19 protein-coding genes and 1 pseudogene are annotated in these 20039 nt (G+C 74.7%); 6 read left to right on the top strand and 14 right to left on the bottom strand.

The genetic code is table 11. The features are described from left to right. Nucleotides 1-215: 215 nt before the first annotated feature. From OTB16_RS34405 to OTB16_RS34420, 4 genes and pseudogenes are all read right to left on the bottom strand, one after another. Complete coding sequence (locus OTB16_RS34405) at nucleotides 216-758, bottom strand: DapH/DapD/GlmU-related protein (protein WP_267726201.1); 543 nt, start codon at nucleotides 756-758, stop codon at nucleotides 216-218. 98 nt (nucleotides 759-856) lie between these two features. Beyond that, a pseudogene (locus tag OTB16_RS34410) lies at nucleotides 857-1758 on the bottom strand (glycoside hydrolase family 3 protein); the annotation flags it as partial. Between the two features lie 47 nt (nucleotides 1759-1805). Then, complete coding sequence (locus OTB16_RS34415; RefSeq protein ID WP_267726202.1) at nucleotides 1806-2456, bottom strand: HD domain-containing protein; 651 nt, start codon at nucleotides 2454-2456, stop codon at nucleotides 1806-1808. A gap of 94 nt (nucleotides 2457-2550) precedes the next feature. Continuing rightward, entirely contained in the window at nucleotides 2551-3627 is a 1077-nt protein-coding gene (locus OTB16_RS34420; protein WP_267726203.1) for an RNA ligase (ATP), read from the bottom strand. Nucleotides 3628-3831: 204 nt separating this feature from the next. Here OTB16_RS34420 and OTB16_RS34425 point away from each other — a divergent pair, with 204 nt between their 5' ends. Then, nucleotides 3832-4575, top strand: coding sequence for an SDR family NAD(P)-dependent oxidoreductase (locus tag OTB16_RS34425; RefSeq protein ID WP_267726204.1), 744 nt, complete (start codon nucleotides 3832-3834; stop codon nucleotides 4573-4575). Between the two features lie 86 nt (nucleotides 4576-4661). Here OTB16_RS34425 and OTB16_RS34430 read toward each other — a convergent pair whose 3' ends face one another. From OTB16_RS34430 to OTB16_RS34445, 4 genes are all read right to left on the bottom strand, one after another. After that, a complete protein-coding gene (locus OTB16_RS34430; RefSeq protein ID WP_267726205.1) occupies nucleotides 4662-4955 on the bottom strand; it encodes a protein kinase family protein in 294 nt (97 codons plus the stop codon). Nucleotides 4956-5063: 108 nt separating this feature from the next. Then, nucleotides 5064-5879, bottom strand: a complete 816-nt coding sequence (locus OTB16_RS34435) for a peptidoglycan-binding domain-containing protein (RefSeq protein ID WP_267726206.1) — start codon at nucleotides 5877-5879, stop codon at nucleotides 5064-5066. Nucleotides 5880-5941: 62 nt separating this feature from the next. Further along, nucleotides 5942-7363 (bottom strand): choice-of-anchor A family protein, encoded by a 1422-nt coding sequence (locus OTB16_RS34440; RefSeq protein WP_267726207.1) that lies wholly within the window; start codon nucleotides 7361-7363, stop codon nucleotides 5942-5944. 146 nt (nucleotides 7364-7509) lie between these two features. Beyond that, complete coding sequence (locus OTB16_RS34445) at nucleotides 7510-7785, bottom strand: hypothetical protein (protein WP_267726208.1); 276 nt, start codon at nucleotides 7783-7785, stop codon at nucleotides 7510-7512. A gap of 1262 nt (nucleotides 7786-9047) precedes the next feature. On the opposite strand from OTB16_RS34445, the gene OTB16_RS34450 reads away from it, so the two are divergent. Beyond that, the gene (locus OTB16_RS34450; protein WP_267726209.1) at nucleotides 9048-9470 is read left to right on the top strand and encodes a hypothetical protein; all 423 of its coding nucleotides are present in this window, start codon (nucleotides 9048-9050) and stop codon (nucleotides 9468-9470) included. Between the two features lie 145 nt (nucleotides 9471-9615). After that, entirely contained in the window at nucleotides 9616-10146 is a 531-nt protein-coding gene (locus OTB16_RS34455) for a P-loop NTPase family protein (protein ID WP_267726210.1), read from the top strand. Between the two features lie 27 nt (nucleotides 10147-10173). Here the strand turns inward: OTB16_RS34455 and OTB16_RS34460 are convergent, their stop codons facing one another. Then, entirely contained in the window at nucleotides 10174-10470 is a 297-nt protein-coding gene (locus OTB16_RS34460) for a hypothetical protein (protein ID WP_267726211.1), read from the bottom strand. A gap of 61 nt (nucleotides 10471-10531) precedes the next feature. On the opposite strand from OTB16_RS34460, the gene OTB16_RS34465 reads away from it, so the two are divergent. Next, nucleotides 10532-11053, top strand: a complete 522-nt coding sequence (locus tag OTB16_RS34465; RefSeq protein WP_267726212.1) for a hypothetical protein — start codon at nucleotides 10532-10534, stop codon at nucleotides 11051-11053. A 619-nt stretch (nucleotides 11054-11672) separates the two neighbouring features. Continuing rightward, entirely contained in the window at nucleotides 11673-12161 is a 489-nt protein-coding gene (locus OTB16_RS34470; protein ID WP_267726271.1) for a GNAT family N-acetyltransferase, read from the top strand. Nucleotides 12162-12345: 184 nt separating this feature from the next. On the opposite strand, the gene OTB16_RS34475 is transcribed toward OTB16_RS34470, so the two are convergent. Further along, entirely contained in the window at nucleotides 12346-13308 is a 963-nt protein-coding gene (locus OTB16_RS34475; protein WP_267726213.1) for a helix-turn-helix transcriptional regulator, read from the bottom strand. 252 nt (nucleotides 13309-13560) lie between these two features. On the opposite strand from OTB16_RS34475, the gene OTB16_RS34480 reads away from it, so the two are divergent. Further along, nucleotides 13561-14028: a DUF3224 domain-containing protein gene (locus OTB16_RS34480; protein WP_267726214.1), complete on the top strand. Its 468-nt coding sequence runs from the start codon at nucleotides 13561-13563 to the stop codon at nucleotides 14026-14028. Between the two features lie 231 nt (nucleotides 14029-14259). Here the strand turns inward: OTB16_RS34480 and OTB16_RS34485 are convergent, their stop codons facing one another. From OTB16_RS34485 to OTB16_RS34500, 4 genes are all read right to left on the bottom strand, one after another. Next, nucleotides 14260-15027, bottom strand: coding sequence for a class F sortase (locus tag OTB16_RS34485; RefSeq protein WP_267726215.1), 768 nt, complete (start codon nucleotides 15025-15027; stop codon nucleotides 14260-14262). Beyond that, the gene (locus OTB16_RS34490; protein ID WP_267726216.1) at nucleotides 15024-15848 is read right to left on the bottom strand and encodes a hypothetical protein; all 825 of its coding nucleotides are present in this window, start codon (nucleotides 15846-15848) and stop codon (nucleotides 15024-15026) included. Before OTB16_RS34490 ends, OTB16_RS34485 begins: the two co-directional genes overlap by 4 nt. Before the next feature lie 370 nt (nucleotides 15849-16218). Next, nucleotides 16219-16884, bottom strand: coding sequence for a ribosome-inactivating family protein (locus OTB16_RS34495; RefSeq protein ID WP_267726217.1), 666 nt, complete (start codon nucleotides 16882-16884; stop codon nucleotides 16219-16221). 237 nt (nucleotides 16885-17121) lie between these two features. Then, nucleotides 17122-19854, bottom strand: coding sequence for a LamG-like jellyroll fold domain-containing protein (locus OTB16_RS34500; RefSeq protein ID WP_267726218.1), 2733 nt, complete (start codon nucleotides 19852-19854; stop codon nucleotides 17122-17124). Nucleotides 19855-20039: the final 185 nt, after the last annotated feature.

Here is a 20039-nt window from a genome sequence, read left to right on the forward strand (position 1 = left end):
AGGCCCTGCTCGCTCTCGCGCCGCCACCCGAAACCGGCGACAACGATCACTGACGGAGCCGGGCGCTACTGAGCCGCGCCTGTCAGGGACGCGGACCAAGAGGGCCCGGGACCACCGAAACTGCCCGTCCCCGCCCCTGTCGCCGTACGCCCCCCAGTGTCCATGCACGCAGCGTAACGCCCCCTCCCGGCCCTACGGGGAGATGCCGGGGGTCGTCACCACCGCCGGTGCACGGTGGCCTTGGCGCCGGTCACCAGGCTCGCCGGTGGAACGTCATCGGCCACGACGGCTCCGGCGGCGATCACGGCGTCACGGCCGATGCTGACACCGGGCAGGATCGTGGCACCCGCTCCGATCCACACGTTCTCCGCGACGTCGATGGGCGCGCCGGTGAGGTACAGCCGCCGCTCCTCGGGATCGACGGGGTGGCCGCTGGTGATGAACGTGACCTTCGGGCCGACCATCACGCGCTCCCCGAGCCGGATTCCGGCGTAGTCCAGGAACGTGCAGTTCTGGTTGATGAACACACGCTCGGCGAGGTCGAGGTGCAGACCGTGGTCCGTGTAGAACGGCGGATGGATCGTGACTCTCGGCGGCAGCGGCCCGCCGAGGATCTGCTCCAGCAGTGCGGCCTTGCCCGCTGCGTCCTCGAAGGGCAGGACGTTCAGGCGGGAGGTGAGCCCGGTGACCCGCAGGACCCTCTCCGCCATGGCCTGGAACTCGGCACTGTGGATGCGCAAGAGACGGTCGCTGGGCATGCCGCGATCCTGTCCCGCGAACGCGATCCGGCCAAGACCCATCCGGGGGGTTTCGTACGGCGCTTCGTGACGGCTCAGGCTCAGGCTCAGGCCCCCGCTCAGGCCTTCAGGGTCGCCCGCAGCGGGAGGTCGCCGGCGCTGCGGCCCGCCAGCACGGTGTACGCGCCCGGCTCCAGGACCCAGGCGCGGGCCTCGGGGGGACCAGTACCGCAGGGCCCGCGCGGAAAACCGGTACGTACGCCGTCATGCGCTCCCCCGGCGCGGCCGCCACGGCCGCCCAGCCGGCCAGCCAGCGCACCGGGCGGTCGACGGCCGAGTCGGGCCGGGCCAGGTGGAGCTGGACCACCTCGCGGCCCCGGCGGGCACCGGTGTTGCGGAGCACGACGGGGATCTCGTACCCGTCGGGCGCCGGTTCGGGCGGGCCCAGGTGCTCGTACTCCCAGGTGGTGTAGCCGAGCCCGTGCCCGAACCAGTACGCGGGGATGGTGCCCGCCCGCAGCCACGCGCGGTGGCCGATGTGCAGCCCCTCCTCGTACGGGAGGACCCCGCGGGTGGGGCGGGTGGTGCGGACGGGGGCGTCGGCGAGGGTGGCGGGCCAGGTGGTGGAGAGGCGGCCGCCGGGCTCGGAGCGGCCGAGGAGGACGTCGGCCAGGGCGTGGCCCCCCTCCTGCCCGGGGAACCAGGTGAGGAGGACGGCGCCGGGGGCGGCGCGCCAGGGCAGGTCGACGGGCCCGCCGACGTTGACGACGACGACGGTGCGGGGGTTCACCCGGACGAACTCCCGCACCAACTCGTCCTGCGGCGGCGGGAGTCGCAGGGTCGCCCGGTCGTGTCCCTCGGATTCGGCACCTTCGGTGGTCCCGACGGCCACGACCGCGGCATCGGCCTCGCGGGCGGCCTCCACGGCGGCGGCCAGGGCGTCCGCCGGGTCGGGGCCGGGTGGGGCGGCGGTCAGGACGGTCGCCCGGCCGGTGCCGGGAGCCAGCTCGCGGCGGGCGAGAGGCGCACGAAGGACCCTGTCAACGCCCGCGCCAGTCACTCCACTTGTCAGACGCCCACCGGAAAGGCCGCCTGGAACGCGAGCCTCACGTCCGCCCCGTCGGCGACCCTCCCGAGCACCTCGTCCAGAGCGAGGAAGGCAGCCCACCGCTCCTCACCGGCCGCCCGGGCCACGTGCCCGGCCAAGAGGTCTTCCAGCTCGGGGATCCGCTTCCCCTTCCACACCTTGTCGGCGACACTGACCAGCAACTCCTCGACACTGACGCCCGGCTCCCCCCACGTGGCATGGGTGGCGGCGAACCTGGCCCGTGCCGGGCCGAACCCGTGGGCGAGCAGCAGCTCGTGTCCCGCGGGCTCGTGCGCGGAGCCCGGCCCACTGAGTTCCCCGGTGTGCACGGCCTTGCCGATGTCGTGGGTCGCCGCCCCGAAGAGGACGTCCGCACGATCGAAGATCAGTCCCGGGCAGTACCGGGCCAGCCAGTCCGCCAGCTCGTACGCGACGTCGTGCACCAACCGCAGGTGCGCCGCCAGCCGGGGCGGCGCGGCCAGTGTCCTGAGCAGAGCCGACACCTCGGACGGCAGCGGGCGCACCGGCGGCTCGCTGGGCGCGGTGAGCGCCCGTGAGAGGAGGTCGGCCCCGCGGTCCGCGGGGGTGGGGGTGGGGGTGGGGGTGGGGCTGCTCTGCGGTTCCGGTTCCATCAGAGGAGTGTGCACGGGCGGTACGGGCGGGCAGGCCGGGCCCCCGCAGCCCTGGCGGGAGGGCGCGCGGGCTGCCGGGGCCGGGCCGGGTCGGTCACTCGTACTCCGTACCGCCCTTGCGGGTCAGGTACGCCGGGCTGACGGCCTTCGCGATGGCGCGGCCGCCCAGCACCGGGCTGTACCGCTCGGCCGCCGGCCTGATGACGACCCCCTCGCGCAGGTGGAGCTGCCGCCCGGAAACGGTCTCGCGACCGCTCGCCAGCTCCAGCACCGTGCCGAGCTCGTACGACCCCTCGTACAACCGCGGCACCAGCGGCAGTTCGCCGCCGGCCAGGACCCCGGCCGGGTCCAGCCACCGCACCTGTCCGTCGATCTCGGCGGAGACGTCGAAGACGGCGTACCCGGGCGGCGCCTCGGCGGCGCGTACGCTGGTCCCGTACGCCAGGTCCTGTACGCCCGCTCCGTACACCTCGCCGAAGATCCCGATCCGGGTCGCGCCGAGCCGGGCGGCGAGGGCCGCGGCGACCGCGGGGACGCCGTGGCCGCGTACGGCCCGCCAGTACAGGTTCCGCTCGTCCTCCTTGAGCGCCAGGCCCTTCGAGCCGAAGCCCTTGGAGGAGACCAGTGACCGTTCGCCGTCGACGACGTAGGTGAACAGCGAGGCGGTGCCGTGCAGTTTCTCCGTGAGGACGACCGGCTCTCCGGCCTCGAATATGCCGGGATAGCGCTGGAGGTTCTCGATGTCGACCCACGGCATCAGGTCCGGGGCGGACTCGACGTCACCGCTCATCGTCGTGGGTACGGGTGGCGACCACTTGGTGATGCCGAGCAGCTCCGCGAAGTCCGTGCCCTGTTCGGCGGCGCGCGCCAGGTCGACGTCCGCGAGGGCACGCGGCCGGCACACCAGCCCCTGGGAGATCTCGCCGCGCAGCCGGACCGCTTTGACCCGGTCCGCGGAACCCCCGGCGAGCTTCCCCGTCAGACCCAGCTCCTCAATCAAAGCGGGCGGCAGAACGGCTTGTTCGGGGATGTAGAGCGCGAACTCACCGGTTGCGTAAGCGCCCTTGGCGACGACAGCGCGGTAGAGGCCGACTTGGGCGAGGTCCAGGGCGTCGGCGTTCGGGTGCTCGTGGACGGTCAGTTCTTCGGCGGTGACCCGCAAGGTCGACATGGGAAGGCTCCTCGTACGTTTCGGTCCCGGCCGGACGCGCGCCCGTCCGGGCGGCGCGGCGGGGCGCGGCGACGTCCCCACTCTCGTCCACTGATTTCGCCTGGTCCAGCGCGTATCGCGGTGCTAGTCTGCCGCGCCCCGGCGATCACGGCCTGGCAGCATGGGCTCCACCGGCCCGCTCGGTACGTCACGCAGGAGGACCCCATGACCCCTCGCCCGGTCACCGTCGTCACCGGCGGCAGCAGGGGCATCGGCGCGGCCGTCTGCCTGCGGCTCGCCGCCGACGGGCACGACCTGGCCCTGGGGTATCTCCGCGACGAGGGGGCCGCCGCATCCGTCGCCGGGCAGGCCCGGGCCCTCGGCGCCCGTTGTGTGACCGTGCGCGGCGACACGTCCGAGGAGTGCGGCGTAGAGCGGCTCTTCGACATCGCGGGGGCCGAACTGGGCACGGTGAGCGGGCTGGTGAACAACGCGGGCGTGACCGGTCCGCTGGGCCGGCTCGCCGACGCCGCGACCGGGGACCTGCGGCGCGTGGTCGACGTGAACCTCTTCGGCTACCTGCTGTGCTGCCGCCGCGCCGCACGCGACATGGCGGCGTCCGGTGGCGGGTCGATCGTGAACGTGTCCTCGGCGGCCGCCACCCTCGGCAGCCCCGGGGACTACGTGCACTACGCGGCGACCAAGGCGGCCACCGACGCGCTGACCGTGGGACTCTCCAAGGAGCTCGGCCCGGACCGCATCCGGGTGAACGCCGTGGCCCCCGGCATCATCGAGACCGATATGCACGCGGCGATGGGCGACCCCGGCCGCCCCGCGCGGGCCGCGGCCGGCATCCCTCTCGGACGGGCCGGGCGGGCCGAGGAGGTCGCCGGGGCGGTCGCGTGGCTGCTGTCCCCGAACGCCTCCTACACGACGGGCGCCGTCCTCCGCGTCGCCGGAGGCCGCTGACGTCCCGCCGGGCCCGTCACCGCTTGGCCGGACCGTATCCGGCAAAGCCCCCTTGGGGCTTCGTAGTCCACCCGGACCCGGGCAGATCAGCCCAGGCGCACCGGGACGACGTCATACACGGGGACGATGCCTCGGTGGTCCAGCCCCGCCCCGGCCTGTGCCTCGCGCCCCGGCCCGGGCGATCGGGGCGTTGCGCTCGCCTTCCGCAGGCCTTGCGGCAGCAGCATTTCCTTGATCGCGACCGCCCGGTTGAGCGCCTGATCGAAGCCGCGCCACGCCCGGCCGCATCCAGCCCTGGCCCACTGGCCCGTCCAGGCGATACCGCGCGTCCGATACCGCACGTCCACATGGCCGTTGACGCCACCTGCAATGGTCGTCACGACATCCGCGTACCGCCGAAGCGGCGCGTGGATCAGCGCTCGGCCCCGCCCTCGGCGACCGGCAGGAGACTCCGGCGGAGCGCCCCGACACCGGGAGGGTGTCTTTCCCTAGTCGAACGCCGCCTGCGTGGCCGGGCCGTAGATCCCCTTCGGGTCGCCCTCGATGCCGCGGTCGCTCTGGAGCTGGGCCACACCGCGCCGGGTCTGGGCGTCGTAGACGCCGTTGACGGTGACGTACGTGAACCCCTGCCCGTGGAGCCGCTGCTGCAGGGCGCGTACCTCGGCCCCGCGGTCTCCCGGGCGCAGGGTGCCGTCATCGGCCGGCCGAGGCGCGGCCGAGGCACTCGGCGGGGGCTTCGGATCCCGGCTGCCGGACGGGCCGGGTGCCGGGGAGGAGGACGCGGTCCCGGCGGGGGCCGGGGTGGCCCGCGTCGAGGGGGTAGCCCCCGGTGCGGCCCCGGTGGCGGGGCCGTCGGCGGCGGGGTCGTCGGCGGCGGCGCCCGGGTTGCGCTGCGGGAGCACCGGCACGGAGAGCCCGGGCGGCCGTACGGACCGGTCCGGTTCCGGGTCGGGCCCGCTGAGCAGGAGCGCCAGTCCGCCGCCGACCACGGCCAGCGCGAGCAGGGCGAGGAGGGCCGCCGGCAGCCTGCCGGCGCGTCCCCGCCCCGAGCCGGGGCCGGGGTTGGCACCGGCACCGGAGCCGGAGGGACCGTCGGGGTCACAGCCGAAGGCCGGTCCCGTCCCGCTGGCGGGGGCCGGGGTGGTTCGGGTGCCCGGGATCGGCCCGGGGTAGGTGACCGGCCCGGTCTGCGGCCAGGCCGGACCCGTCGAGCCGGACGGGCGGCCCGAGGGGGCCACGTAAGGGCGTACGAGAAGGTGATCGTCGGGCACGGTCCGGCTCTCGTGGAAGGCGTGGAACATCATTGTCTCCCGGCGGGAACGGGGGGCCGGCACCGCGGTGCGGTACGGCCCGCCCACCCCTCCGGTCAGGCCCTGCGGCGCCGCGCGACGAGGACCATGGCCGTTCCGGTGGCCAGTACGGCGCCGCCGCCGACCGCGAGTTCCACCGTCACCACGCCGCCGCCCGTGCGGGCGAGGCCGCCGGGGCCGCCGCCCTGGCCCTCGATCCGGGGCCCGGCGGAGGCGCTGGGGGCGGCCGAGCCGTCCGGTGTGGCCGTCGGCGCCCGACCCGGCGCCGCGCTCCCGCCCGGAGCCGCCTCGGACGGGGGCACGGACGGGGGATCGGCCGGCGGCGGGCCCGTGCCTGTGCCCGTGCCCGCCGGGTCGGGTGTTCCGGGCGCCGCCGCACCGGGCTCGACAGGCGCCGGGACGCGGGGCAGGCAGCCGCTGAAGGGGAGGTGACGGGTGCCCGCGCCGCCCGCGCCGGTCAGCGACCGGGCGATGACGGAGCCGTTGACCGGACCGTCCCCGGCACCGAGGTCGACGTCCGCGTCGGGCGCGAGGATGCTGCCGGGCCAGGCCGCCGCGCCGTCCTTCACCACGCGCGTGGCCCCTGGAAGGTTCCACAGCAGTTTCGAGCGGATCACTCCGCCCGCCGCGCTGGCCGAGGTTCCCTCCGTCACCTCGCGCCCCTCCCCTTCGTCCCACAGCAGGAAGCGGGTGGCGCCCGCCGCTCCCTGCCGGTATCCGGCGCCCTCCACAGTGATCACCGTGGTCGCGCCGACCGGGACCGCGAGCCGGATCTCCGCCGCCTTCTCCAGTTCGGCCGCGGGGACGACGAAGGTGTTGTACCGGACATCGGTACCGGTGAACCGGAGACTCGATCCCGTCGATCCCGTCGGCCTCTCCGCCCCCGCGAGCCCCATCGGCCCCAGCGTCCGCCACTGCGCGGCGGACGACCGGCCCGCTTCTGCGAGGCCTGCCGAGACCCGGCGCAGCGTGGCGAACTCGGCCGCGAAGTCGACGGGCGAAGGGCCCTCGGTCATCGTGCCCGCCGGTGCCTCGGCGCGGCCGGTGAGGGTGCCGCCATGGACGCCGTTCCCGTGCAGCACCCGTACCCCGCCGGTGACATCGCCCGCGACGATCAGGGCGTTGCCGCCCGGGAGCGCCCGCGCCTCCGCGGCTCCGAGGTCCCGGCCGACCGTGGAGCCGCCGGGGAAGCCGGCGTCCCCGCCGACCGCGACGGCCCCCGCGGCGCCCCGGCCGCCCGGACCGCGCCGGTTGTCCCCGGCGGTGAACTCGCCGTAGCGGCCCGCGATGCCGAGTACGTCCGCACACCCGGCCGCGGCCGAGACCGCCTGCTCCCGTACGGCCGCGGGCCCGGTCGCACGATCCGCCGCCGGGGCCGCCGACGGGGCCGCGGAGGCGGGCGGCCCGGAGGCGAGCGCTCCGAGCAGGCCGGCGATCGTGGCCGCGGTGGCCAGCGACGCGCGGGCGGGTATCCACATGTGAGGCATCTCCGAAGTGCGGCGCAAGCGGTGCTGCTTGGTCGGCGCACTCTTTCCCTCCGGGATGCCCCGGGTCAAGCCGGATGCCCGATCCACCCGAATCCGCCCACTCTGTCGCTACGGGCCCTACTGCGCCGCCCCGCCGGTCAGTTGGGGATCCCGTCCCTCAGACGGCCCGACGTACCCCAGACCGCCGCCGCGGCGAGGAGCATCAGGGCGACTCCGCTGAGGGGTGCGGCGGGCGCGGAGATCCCGTCCACGGCGAGACCGCCGAGCAGCGCGCCCGCGGCGATGACCGGGTTGAACCTGGCCACCATGAGCGAGGACGCCGCCTCGGTGCCCGCCTGCGCCGACGTGATCATCCAGCCCTGCAGGCTCGCCGACACCCCTCCGTACGCCAGCCCCCGGACGAGCAGCAGCACGGTCCCGGCGACCGCGCCCGGGGGGACGGCAACGAGCGAGGATCACGGTGAGGGAGGCGCTGACCACGAGCAGCGTCCGGCGCGCATCGCGCGGACGGACCGGGAAGTTGCCCGCGACGGCGGCCACGCCGTAGCCGAGCAAGAGCCTGCTGACGTGGTGGGCGGCGACCCCGGAGACGTCCTGGAGGACCGGCCGGACGAACGTATAGGCGGCCAACCGCCCGGAGCCACGAGGGAGGTGACGATCACACTGACGCGGACCCCGCGGAGCGGCCGAGGAGCTCGGGGAAGGCGATGTGGCGGGTCGGCGGCAGCGGGGGCAGCAGCAGGAGCGGGGCGGCGAGTGTGAGGAGGCCGAGGACGCCGACCGCGCCGAAGGCGGTCCACCGGCCGCCGACTTCGCCGAGGCGACGGCCCAGAGGCCGCCGACGCTGACGCCGACCAGCAGCCGGGCCGCCAGGACGACGGTGAAGTCAGGGGCGAGGGCGGCGGCGAGGTTCGCGACGGCCATCAGGGCGATCAGCACGCACAGCACGAACCGCCGGTCGAGGCGGCCGGAGCCGACGGCGACAAGGGGCGCGCGGAACCCGGCGACGAGTCCGGGCACGTGGAGCATCGGCCCGGCGGTTCCGTCGGAGACGCCGAGGTCGGAGCCGACTCGGGTGAGCAGGCCGACGGGCAGCAGCTCGGAGGTGATCAGGCCGAAGATCCCGAGCGCGACGGCTCTCCTTCCGGCCGCCCAGCCCTTCCACACGCCGCGCCCGGACCCCCCGACCCCTGCCGGGGCATCGGGCCGCGCTCCCGCCCATGCGCCGGGCGCGGTCCGGCGCCCCGAAGGGGCCGCGCCGAGCTCAGCGGCTGCGAGGGGAGCGGGTGTTGGGAGAGACGTGCTGGGCGTAAAGGCTCCGTGGGCCTGGTGGGCCTGGTAGACGGGGTGGGGCTCGGGGGACGACGGCGGGTTGCCGGGCGCGGCGGCTGAGGTCATGGATCGGTACTCCGTACGGGCAGCAGGGCGGGAGGCAGGACACGGCGGTGCGGGGCGAGCGGGGGGGCCGCCTCCCCCGTCACCCGTACGGTCGTACCGAATCCCCCGCCCGCTCCGGCAATTCCCGCCGCGGCAACCGGGCCGCCGGTCGGGGCCCGTGCGCGGGCGCCGCCGGCCGGCCGGCGCGATGGCGGATCGTTTCGGCACAACGGCCCCCGTCACCCGGACGCGTGAGCCGCCGGATCCAGCCGGCCGGGCCGTACGGCAAGGTGGTCGGATGCAGTTGCGCCGGGCCGTGCCCCTCTCCCTCGTCGCGCTCCTCGCGAGCGCCGGCTGTGTCTCCGTCGGCCCAGACTCCCCCGTTCCGGTACCGGGTTCCTTACCGCCCGTCGGCGCCCCCGACCGGCCGGCCGCGCCGTCGGCCCTGCCGCTGGGGGAGCTGCCCGCCCCGGCCGCGGACGATCCGCGCCCGGCCCCGGACGCGTCCGCCGGGCGGCCGCCCGCCAAGGCGGCCCGGCCCCTCCCCGGCAGGTCCGCGAAGCCGGCCGCGCCCCGGCGGGCCCGGCCGCCCGGGCCGACGACCCCCCACCCGCGCCGCAAGCAGGTGGCGCCGCCCGGCATGGACGAGTTGTGCGCGGCCGCGGACGGGACCGTGCCCCCGTCGGTCGTCGACCTGTGCCTGCGGGAGTACGGTCGCTGACCGGGGCGGGTGCCGCGGGCCGCACCCCTCCCGGCACGGTGGACCGGCGCCCACGGCCACCGCTCGGCCGGACCCGACTGACCGGCCGACCGGCCGACCGACCGACCGGCGACGGGACTCCGACGACACGATCTAGGCTGCCGGGATGCGACGCGTGCTGGTGGTCGGGATCAGCGGGGCCGGGAAGTCCACCATGGCCCGGGCCCTGGAGGGACGGCTCGGGCTGCCGTTCCACGAGCTGGACGCGCTGCACTTCAGCGGTCCCGGGTGGGCGGTGAGCCCCACCTTCGCCGAGGACACCGCGCGGCTGGCGGGCACCGAGCGGTGGGTCTTCGACTCGCTCGGCTACCCGGACGTCCGTGACCTGCTGTGGGAGCGGGCCGACACCGTCGTCTGGCTGGACCACCCCCGGCACGTCGTCATGCGACGGGTGCTGCTCCGCTCGCTGCACCGGAGCCTGACGCGCGAGCGACTGTTCGGCGGGAACCGGGAGTCCTGGCGGGAATGGCTGCGCGCCGACCACCCCGCGTGGTGGGCCTGGCGGCAGTACGGGCCGCGCCGCGCCGAGATCCTGCGCCGGTCCGGCGACCCGCGGTTCGCCCCGCTGGAGCTCGTCCGGCTCCGGTCGCCCCGCGCGGCCGAGGCCTGGCTGCGGGAGCCGGGCGGAGCCGCGTAACACGGCCGGGGCCGCGTCGGGGACGGGTCAGGGGCGACGGCCGCAGACCCGGGCGCAGCGCAGGGCCGTGTCGCGGCGGGCGGTGCGCAGGCGGCGCACGGTGTCGTGTCCGCGGCGGCGCCACTCGGCCCGGGGCAGGCCGGCCCGCTGCCCACCGCCGGTGATGAGGGCGTTGACGGGGGTCATCGGGTCGGCGGCCAGGCCCTTGGCGAGCAGGACGCCGATCACGAGCGGCACCAAGGCAACGGCCAGGGCGGAACCGGCGGTGGTCACGTGTCGCAGGTGCGGGCGGGGCGTCGTGCCGTGCGGGGCCTCGGAAGTCATGGCCCCATTCGACCATCGGGGGCGCGGCGGGGAATCGGGGCGGATACTCAGGCCGTTGGGCATGAGGTACTCAGACAGCGGGGCGGGGTGGTGGGTGATGGCGGTACCCGGGCAGGGCTTCGAGCCCGCGACGGGCGACGAACGGGAGCCGCCGTCCGGTCCGGTGCCGCCGTCCGGATCGGTGCCGCCGTCCGGGCGGGAGCGCGAGCTCCGCACGGCGTACGAGGGGATGTTGCAGATCCGCCGTCTGGTCAACGGGCCGGCGGGGGCGGCGGTTCCCGCGCCGTGGGAGGTACGGCAGCCCGCGCGCGCGGTGGCTCTCGCGCTGGAGGCGGCGGGGTTCGCGCCGTCGGCGGTGGACGCGGAGGGCCGGCGGACACGGACCGGCTACCGGGTGGCCGACGGAGCCGAACCGGGGCGGGCGGAGGTGACCTGGCCCGGCCCGCCGGGCGGGGGCGCCGCCGAGGAGGAGCAGGAGCGGCTCACGGCCTGCGCGGGCGTGCTGGAGGGGCTCGGGTGGGTGTGCCTGCTCTACCGGGGCCCCCGGAGGCGCCGGTTCCTGGAGGTGGAACCCCCGCGCTGACCCCGGCCCCCGGCGGGCTCCCCGCCTGACTGCCCGGCTGCCCGGCTGCCTGCACAGCCGCCCGACTACCCGCCTGCCCGACCACGCGCCCACCCGACCGCGCGCCGGGCTGTCCGGCGGCCGAAATTCGCTACCCGCTGCCGGGACCGTACGGGCACAATCGCCCGGTGGGCATGCTCGAAGCGGCGGCGGAACGCATCGGCCGGGGCGAGACCGTGGAGTTCCGGCCGACGGGCGGGTCCATGGTGCCGCTGATCCGCAGCGGGCAGCGGGTCCGCGTCGCACCGGCCGATCCGGTGCTGGTCGAGGCCGGGGACATCGTCCTGGCGCGCGTGCGCGGGACCGTGTACCTGCACCTGGTCTCGGCGGTGGACGCCTCGCGCGGGCGGGTGCGGATCAGCAACAACCGGGGCCGCGTCAACGGCTGGACCGGCCACGACCGGGTGTTCGGCATCTGCCTCGCCGTGGACGGCGTCGAGCGCTCCGGCGCCGCCGCCAAGGCACGTAAGGCCGGGCCCACGGACCCGGGCGGCACCACAGGCACCACAGGCACCACAGCACCCAGGCCGCGCCGCGGCCGTCCGTTCTCCCCTTCGTCTCGGCCGACGGGCGCCTCGAGCTGCTGCCGCTGCTTCCCGCACACGCCGCCGAGATGGCGTCCGTCCTGGCCGACCCGGCCCTGCACGCCTTCACCGGTGGTGCTCCCCTCGGGCCCGACGCGCTCCGCGCCCGGTACGAACGGCTCGCCGCCGGTTCTCCCGATCCCTCGGCCGTGTGGCTCAACTGGGTGCTGAGGCTGCGTACGGAGGGATGCCTCATCGGCACCGTCCAGGCCACGATCACCCCGGCGCGGGACGTCGCCGAGGTCGCCTGGGTCGTCGGTACCCCCTGGCAGGGCCGCGGACTGGCCACCGGGGCGGCCCGCGCGCTCGCCGCGTGGCTGCGGGACGTACCGGTGGGCCGTCTGGTCGCGCACGTCCATCCCGGTCACGCCGCGTCGGCGGCGGTCGCCGCCGCCTGCGGGCTGCGGCAGACCCCGTACCGGCAGGACGGCGAGGTCCGCTGGGAGTCGACCGGCGGGGGCCGGACCGGTGTCGGTTCGGGGTGAGCAGGATCGACCCGCGTGTCCCCGAGTGCGCGGGCCCGATCACGTACGTCACCTCGCGGTCGCCGCGCGGCCCGAACACGGCAGCGTGCGTGCCCCGCCCCTTCACCGTCGGCCAGTACGGTGCGCGGCAGTACGGCGGGATCGTGGCGCAACGTCGCCCGGTGCGTGTCGAAGCCGTCCGGCGTCAGCGGTACCGGTCGGCGACGGCCGCCGCCGTCTCGGCGACCGCGCGGCGCAGCTCGGGCGGGCCCAGGACCTCGGCCTCGACGCCCAGCCGGAGCAGATCGCCGACCGCGACGGCCCGGGACTCGACGGGTAGATGGAGCCGTACCCAGCCCCGCTCGTCGGCCGGTTCGGCCTCGGCGAGCGCTCGCACACCCGCGGACCCGAACCACATCGGCAGCAGCTTCCGGCCCCGGGGGGAGAGGCGCAGTTCGGCGGTCTCCTGGTGCAGCGCCTCGGTGAGGCGGCCGGTGGACCGGCGCCAGTACGCGGCGAGGTCGAACCCGACGGGCCGTTCGAATGCGTCGTCCGTGGTGTCCACGGCCAGGAACCGGGCCACCCGGTAGGTCCGTACGGTGCCCTCGGCCTCGGCGACGAGGTACCAGATGCCGCCCTTGACGACGAGCCCGAGGGGGCGCAGCACGCGGTGCACCTCGCCGCTCCAGCGGCGGTAGTGGGTCCGCAGCACCCGCTGGTCCCAGACGGCCTGGGCGATCCGCGCGAGGTGCGGTACGGGCTCGGCGTCCCGGAACCAGGCGGGTGCGTCGAGGTGGAAGCGGTCCTGGAGGTGGCGGACCCGGCCGGCGAGGGCCGCCGGGAGCGCCGCCTGGAGTTTCAGCTGGGCGGCGGCCAGGTCGGCGCCGAAGCCGAGGTCCCGGGCCGGCCCCGGTGCTCCGGCGAGGAAGAGCGAGCCCGCCTGAGCATCGGTGAGACCGGTGAGGCGGGTGCGGTAGCCGTCCGCGAGCCGGTAGCCGCCGGCGGGGCCGCGGTCGGCGTGTACGGGGACGCCGGAGGCGCCGAGGGCCTCGATGTCCCGGTAGACGGTGCGGACGGACACCTCCAGCTCGGCGGCGAGCTGGGGCGCGGTCATGTGGCCGCGGTTCTGCAGCAGGAGGAGGAGGGTGAGGAGCCGGTCGGCGCGCATGGCGTCATTGTCGCCGCACCGCCCGGCCGTACTGCCCCGCCGTACCCGTCGGCCGTGCCCGCAACCGTCCGCACCTGTCCGCCGTACCGCCCCGCCGTACCCGCCAGCCGTACCTGACAGGAGGTGTCAGGTACGGCTGGCAGCCTGTGGGCACCACCGGGTCGGCCCCCGGTCAGCCGCTGACCGGGCCTTGGTCGTCCCCCTGTTCAACTGCCGGGCGGAGCTGCCGTCCGGCCTGCCGAGAGGACCGCCATGTCCACGTTCACCCCCGACCGGGCCCGGAGCCCGGAGCCATCGACCGCCTCCGTGGAGACCTCCTCCGTGGAGACCGCCGGCCGTTTCACGTACGCGGGCTGGGAGGAGCTTCCCGTCGGGTCCCCCGACGGCGCCCCGCGGCTCGCCCGCGCCCTCGTCACGAACACCTTCACCGGCGGTGTGGAGGCGTCCGGGACCAGTTGCGCGTACACGATCGCGTACACCGGGGAGAGCGTCGGCTCTTACACCGGCATGGAGCTGCTCTCCGGCAGCGTGGACGGCCGTAGGGGCTCGTTCGTCCTGGAGGAGTCCGGCACTTTCGACGCCGGCGGCACCACCTGCCGTTTCGCGGTGGTCCCCGGCTCCGGCACCGGGGACCTGACCGGCCTCAGCGGGTCCGGCGGGTTCACCCACCGCCACGGGGAGGCTTCGGTCGCGTACGCCTTCAGCTACCGGCTGGGCTGAGCGCGCCGCGGTCGTCCGGGTGGCGCGGCAGGCGCAGCGCGTTGGCGACCACCACGAGGGTGGAGCCCTCGTGGACGAGGACCGTGGGGCCGGTCCCCAGGCCCCGGGGGCCGTACCGCGGCTGACGGACGCGCCTCCCGGGTCCCCGGCGCCGGGCCACGCGGCGCCGGGCCACGCGGTACCGGGCCACGCGGTACCGGGCCACGCGGCGCCGGGCTACGCGGCGCCGGGCTACGCGGTACCCGTCATCTGGGCGAACACCACCACGTTGCTGTCGTAGTAGTTCTTCTTCGGGTCGAAGTCGCCGCCGCAGGTCACCAGGCGCAGGCCCGCGTGGTCGAGGTTCTTGTAGACCTCGAGCGTCGGGAACTCCGCCTTCGGGTACTCGGCGACCCTGTTCACCGTGAAGGTGACCGTCTTGTTGTCCTGCCTGGTCACCTTGATCGTGTCGCCGGCCTTCATCGTCTTCAGCTTCTCGAACACGGCCGAAGCGCCGTTCCAGGTGACGTGGCCCGCGATCACGGCCGGACCCTGGGATCCGGGGGTGGGGCCCGGCTCGTACCAGCCCGCGAGACCGGGGTCCTTCGGGGTCTCCATGGTTCCGTCCGCGTTCTGCCGGAGCGTCTCCAGGGAGCTGGAGACGCCGAGCGACGGGATCGAGATCTTCTGCGGCGCGGAGCGGGCGAGGGCGGGCTTGGCCTGGCCTCCTCCCGTACCCGTACCGCCGGACGCCCCGGCTCCGGGTGACGCGCCGGGGCCGCCCGGGGACACCTCCCCGGCGGGGGTGTCCGCGCCGCCGGCGGCCGGCGCCCCGCCCGGCTGGGCCTGTCCCTGGGGGGCCTGCCCCTGCGGGGTGGAGGGGGCCGCCGGGTCCTGGCCGGAGCATCCCGCGAGGAGCAGCGCGGCGAGGGCGGTGGCGGCCAGGGGGCCCGCGGCCCGGCGGCGGGGCCGCGCGGTGGACGCGCCGGGCTCGGTGACGCGGGTCGGGGCCGGCTTCACGCGGCGCCGCCCGTACGGTCCCTGCGGACGGGGACGGCGGTGACCCGCCTCCGTGCGGCCGTCACCGCGCCGACCGCCGCCACGGACAGGGCGATGGCCGCCCCGGCCATCGTCGCCGTCGGCGCCGACGCGCCCTGCGGGGCGGAGCCGCCCGTCTCGATGCCGCCGACCGGGATGGAGCCCACGGCCGCCCCCTTGACCTCTCCGCAGTTGGTCGGAGCCGTGGCCTCCTGGGGGAGCTTCGGGTCGAGCTCGCTCTTCCCGGCTCCCTCGAAGTCGTACTTGTCGTTGTTGTTGCGGTCGATCCCGTGCTGCACGACGTGCAGGTCCTTGATGCTGTCGACCACGTCCTGCCCGACGGGGATCGTCCGCTTGTAGGAGACCTTTCCCTGCTTGTCGGCGACGGGCATGCGGTCCACGGCGAGACCGCTGGCCGCCTCGGTGCTCCCGGACGTGGTGAGGGAGATGTTGATGTCGCCGTAGTCGACCGTGGCCTCGGTGTTGCTGAGGATCCCGTCGCCGTCGGTGTCATCGCTGGCGTCGGGGCAATGGAAGTCGTGGGCCTTGGTGGAGCCGTGCAGGTGCTGGGCCGACGGCTGTCCGGGCACCATGCCCTCGGACTCGATCTGCACGGTGAGCTGCCTGCCCTTGAGGCTGAGCATGACGGTCCCCCGGGCACCGGAGCCGTTCAGCTGCGCCAGGTCGATCTGGTACGCCTTCCCGCCGTCCGCGAGAGCTGGGCCGGAGAGGCCGACGGTCAGGAACACGGCGGCGGGTACGGCGGCGAGTGCCACGAGGCGGCCGGTGCGCTTGGCTATCACATTCGCTCCTGTTCCATGGATTCCCGGTATGGGAATCGCAGATCGTACGGGGTTGAAAAGAGTTCCCGAAGAGGGTCTCGCTCCTTCTTCGGGGCACCAACACCCTTGGATTGGTGCTTCTTTGAAGAATCTTCCGAATGCCTGACAGCCTGCGTCCCGGCCTGCGAGAACACTTCGGAACAGAGGATCGAAGAACGTTCCGGGCAGGCGGATGACAGCCTGCGCGGATGCCGCCGCACAAACGCTCGCGCATGCGGAGCGAATTGAAGGGCGAATTGTTCGGGGCGCCCGGGGGTGCCGCGGCCACGCCGCGGTACCGGATATCAGGCGACCACACACGGGGCCCCTGCGGTGAATTCGAGGGGCGCCGTCAGGCGGCTGTCCTCATCGCGGTCGACAGCGGGCCGCCGGTCATCCAGAGGCGCGCCATCTCGTCCGCCAGGACGGGCGACCGGGCGGCCTCGCAGAGCATCTCCGACAGCACGAGGATCGCCCGTGCGGTGCACTTCGGATCAGTGTTCCGGTGGAGCCAGATGATCGCGTTGACCATGGACCTCCGTCCCAGGGGAAGGCACGCCCGCCCCACGTCGGCCGCCGCCTCGAGGGAGCGGCCTCCGCCGAACGGCAGGGCTTCCGCTCTTCGGATGCCCGGTGGCGCGACCGAGTCGCGCACATGGCGGAAATGGGCTTCCGGCGGGGCCTGCCCGTTTTCGAAGGTGTTGCGGAACCCGACGAGGCGAATCCCCGGATTGTGCACTCGGAGTTCGATGTAGAGCTCGACGAAAAGGCCTCTCTGCTGCATGCGCACGGGGAGGTAACGCACCCTTGCCTCCCCGCCCCCCGCATTCTCCGAAAAGCCCCGCACCTCCGCCGCCTTGGACCGGATGGTCGACGCGAGGAGCCGGTACTCCTCGACGGAGGCGCACTCCACCGAAAACGACACGGGGTCCGGCATGACGGCGCGCATCAGGTGGCGGCGCCGGAACTCGGACTTCCCGGAGGGAAATCGACCGCGATCGTTTCGGTCCTGCCGCACTCACGCACGGAACATCCACCGCCTTTCACATGTCCCCGGCCGCCGACGGCCGGCGCCGTCCGCGTCGCCGGGAGGGGCTCGCTCCGGTCCTTTCTAGTCGCGGATGCGGCGGCGGAACGAATACTTGGCCTCTGATGCTAAGAACTCATCACGGTTCGGCAACGAAGGGGGCCCGGCACAGCACGAGGGGGCGCGAGCCGCTGTCGGCCCGCGCCCCCTCGCCCGTTCAGTCCTCGGCTACGGCGCCCCGAAGGTCAGCGTCAGCCGCGGAGTCCCCTCGTTGGCCTGGGCCTCCGAGGACCACAGCCACAGCGCGTCCGTACCGCTGCTGGTCAGTGCCAGGCCGTAGCCGGTGCCCAGCGCGGCCGCCACGGCGGGGGTGTTGAGACCGGTGGAGTGCACCGCCGAGCCGTCCGGGACGCCCGCGAAGGTACCGAGCGCCGTCCCGCCCAGGGCAGGGCGGTTGGTGTACGTGGTCCCCGCTTCGGTCCACGCCCCGGTGACCGGGACCACCGAGACGGTGTTCGCGGTGCCGGCGCCGCTCATCGTGCTCGTCTTCACGCCGAGGACGGCCGACTTGAGCACCGTGCCCGCGGGCGCCGCGGGCAGCTCGAAGCGCAGGTAGCTCGCGTAGAACGAGCTGCCGCGCACCGCGAGCGAGCCGGAGGTCCCGTAGTTGGTGCCGGGCGCGCCGGCGTTGGCGTAGGTGTCCTCGGATGCGGTCACCTCCACGACCGAGTCGGCCGGGGCGGAGGCGAGGGTGAAGTGGTTCTGCACCTGCGCCGCGCTCAGGACGGTCGGGTAGACGGCGGTCTCGTCCAGGCGGCCCGCCCAGAAGTCGCTGGTCGGCCGGTCCGGCCAGCCGCCCAGGTTGTCGCCGCCGGCGTGCCAGTAGCCCGAGAAGTTCTCGTGCGTGGTGACGTTCAGGGTGCCCTTCTGGACGCCGTCCACGTACAGGGTCATCCCTCCCGGCCCCTGCGTCGCGACGACGTGGTGCCAGGTGTTGTCGTTGTAGGCCGCGCTGGTGGTGACGGTGCGGGTGGCCCCGGTGTAGACGCCGAAGACCAGCCGGCCGTCATTGGTCATGTAGACGTGCTTGTCGTACTGGCTGCTCGTACGGTCCTGGTTGTTCCCGAAACCGACGAGCTTGCCGCCCCGGGTGGTGTTCGTCCGGAACCATGTCTCGACGGTGTACGTGCTGCCCACGTTCTGGCGCTTGTCCCCGTACACCTGGGTGTTTGTGCCGTCGAAGCCGATCGCCGTACTGGCGCCGGTGACGGCTCCGGGCGTCTGGCGCAGGGCCGGCCCGTTCAGGTGCACGCCCGCCTGGTTGCCGCTCACCGAGGAGTCGGCGGCGAAGGGCGGCACGGACTCGTCGTAGCGCCAGAACTGCTGTGCCCCGTCGGCGCGGACCTGGTTCGGGTAGCCGTCCACCGAGGTCGGCACCGTTACGCTCGCCGTCCCCGACAGGGCGCTGGCGTTACCGGCCGCGTCGGTGGCCGTCACACGGTACGTGTACGACTGGCCCGCCGAGACGGTGGTGTCGGTCCAGGAGGCCTGCGGGCGCCGGAAGAACAGCGAGTCGGCGTTGACCGTGGCGATGGGGGTGGCCGCGCCGTTGCGGTAGATCTTGTAGGTCAGGGCGCTGTCGTCCAGGTCGAGGCTGGTGCGCCAGCGGACCTGGGCCTCGCCGGGCGCGAAGCTGACCGCGCCGGCCACCGGCACGGTGGGCGCGCCGGTGTCCCCGGTGGAGGCGAACCGGGTCAGGCTCTGCTGCGCGGCCCCGTTGACGGTGGTGAACTCGCCGCCGACCCACAGGTACTGGACGCCGCTCTTGGAGCCGACCGCCATGACGCGCGGGCCGATGCCCTCGCCGATGCCGTCGTTGGTGTCGGGCGCCCAGCCCAGCTTGCCGGTGCCGGTGGTCGGCTGCGCGAGGAGGTGGTGTCGCTGGCCGTCGGGGAACTCTCCGACGCTGGAGCAGTCGTGGGCGTGAGAGGCGCTGTAGAGCACGTCCTGGTACGGGAGCACCGCCTGGGTCGCGCCGAGGCAGGTGTCGCGCCAGCGCTGGCCCAGGTCGGCGAGGTTGAGGGCGATGCGGCCGTCGAAGACGCCGCCGCCCGTGCCCTCGTTGGCGGTGTAGAAGCCGGTCGCGTCGGTCGCGACGTCCTTGACCACCGAGTTGTTCTCGATGAAGCCGGGGTAGGACGTGGCGAGCGCGCCGGTGGTGGCGTCGACGACGGCCAGCGCGTGCGTGTTCGTTCCGTTGACGGTGAAGAAGTCCCCGCCGAGGATGACCTTGCTGCCGTCGGGGGTGACCTCGACGGCCCGGCCGGGCTCGTCGGCGTCGGCCGTGAAGGGGCGCAGCGCCCCGTTGTCCGCGTCGACCGCCGCGAAGCGCTCGCGCTGCTGGCCGGCGACGGTGAGGAAGTCGCCGCCCGCGTAGACGGTGTCGCCCGTGACCGCCAGGGCGCGGACGGTGGCGGCGAACGCCGGGCGGAAGCCGGTCTTCACCGTGCAGGTCGCCACGTCGATCGCGGCGAGGCTGGAGACGGGGGTGCCGTTGACGGCGCCGAAGTAGCCGCCCGCGTACAGGGTCTGCCGGTCGGGCGAGAGGGTGAGCGCGCGGACGGTGGCGGTGCCGCCGCCGACGGTGAAGGACAGGGTGCAGGCGGTGGGAGCGCCTGTCGCCGCGTCGAGGGCGACGAAGTTCACGGCGGACTGCTCGCTGCCGGCGCCGCCCGTGGGCGGGCGTACGACGGAGAAGGTGCCGCCGACGAAGACCTTGCCGCCCGCTTCGGCGAGGGCCCAGACGACTCCGTTGGGCTGCCAGGTCGCCAGCGCGTCGGCGGTGAAGGCGACGGGCGGGGTGATCGCCGCCGCCTGCGGCACGAGGCCCAGGCCTATCGTCGCGCCGGTTGCGGCAAGGGACAGGCCGAGTGCGGCCGCCAGGCCTCTGGATCTACGCATGAACCCCCCAGTTCGGTGTGCGCTACGGCCGTGCCACGCGCGGCCGGGTGAGTCATGGCCTGAAACAGCCGTACAGCTGTCCGCAAACCATGCGTACGGGCGCACCCTAGGGCGGATCGGCGCTCGGTTCATCCCACTTGGCACATCGGATGCCGAATCGCTCCGCGGAAAGCCCGTACACCGGC

The sequence above is a fragment of the Streptomyces antarcticus genome (genome assembly GCF_026627255.1).
GTDB classification, from domain to species: Bacteria; Actinomycetota; Actinomycetes; order Streptomycetales; family Streptomycetaceae; genus Streptomyces; species Streptomyces antarcticus.

What these genes read in the sequence shown, in the direction of transcription:
- OTB16_RS34435 (WP_267726206.1), bottom strand. Translation starts at nt 5,879, where the DNA reads ATGATGTTCCACGCCTTCCACGAGAGCCGGACCGTGCCCGACGATCAC.
- OTB16_RS34460 (WP_267726211.1), bottom strand. Translation starts at nt 10,470, where the DNA reads ATGACTTCCGAGGCCCCGCACGGCACGACGCCCCGCCCGCACCTGCGA.
- OTB16_RS34425 (WP_267726204.1), top strand. Translation starts at nt 3,832, where the DNA reads ATGACCCCTCGCCCGGTCACCGTCGTCACCGGCGGCAGCAGGGGCATC.
- OTB16_RS34455 (WP_267726210.1), top strand. Translation starts at nt 9,616, where the DNA reads ATGCGACGCGTGCTGGTGGTCGGGATCAGCGGGGCCGGGAAGTCCACC.
- OTB16_RS34450 (WP_267726209.1), top strand. Translation starts at nt 9,048, where the DNA reads ATGCAGTTGCGCCGGGCCGTGCCCCTCTCCCTCGTCGCGCTCCTCGCG.
- OTB16_RS34440 (WP_267726207.1), bottom strand. Translation starts at nt 7,363, where the DNA reads ATGTGGATACCCGCCCGCGCGTCGCTGGCCACCGCGGCCACGATCGCC.
- OTB16_RS34465 (WP_267726212.1), top strand. Translation starts at nt 10,532, where the DNA reads ATGAGGTACTCAGACAGCGGGGCGGGGTGGTGGGTGATGGCGGTACCC.
- OTB16_RS34480 (WP_267726214.1), top strand. Translation starts at nt 13,561, where the DNA reads ATGTCCACGTTCACCCCCGACCGGGCCCGGAGCCCGGAGCCATCGACC.
- OTB16_RS34500 (WP_267726218.1), bottom strand. Translation starts at nt 19,854, where the DNA reads ATGCGTAGATCCAGAGGCCTGGCGGCCGCACTCGGCCTGTCCCTTGCC.
- OTB16_RS34420 (WP_267726203.1), bottom strand. Translation starts at nt 3,627, where the DNA reads ATGTCGACCTTGCGGGTCACCGCCGAAGAACTGACCGTCCACGAGCAC.
- OTB16_RS34405 (WP_267726201.1), bottom strand. Translation starts at nt 758, where the DNA reads ATGCCCAGCGACCGTCTCTTGCGCATCCACAGTGCCGAGTTCCAGGCC.
- OTB16_RS34415 (WP_267726202.1), bottom strand. Translation starts at nt 2,456, where the DNA reads ATGGAACCGGAACCGCAGAGCAGCCCCACCCCCACCCCCACCCCCACC.
- OTB16_RS34475 (WP_267726213.1), bottom strand. Translation starts at nt 13,308, where the DNA reads ATGCGCGCCGACCGGCTCCTCACCCTCCTCCTCCTGCTGCAGAACCGC.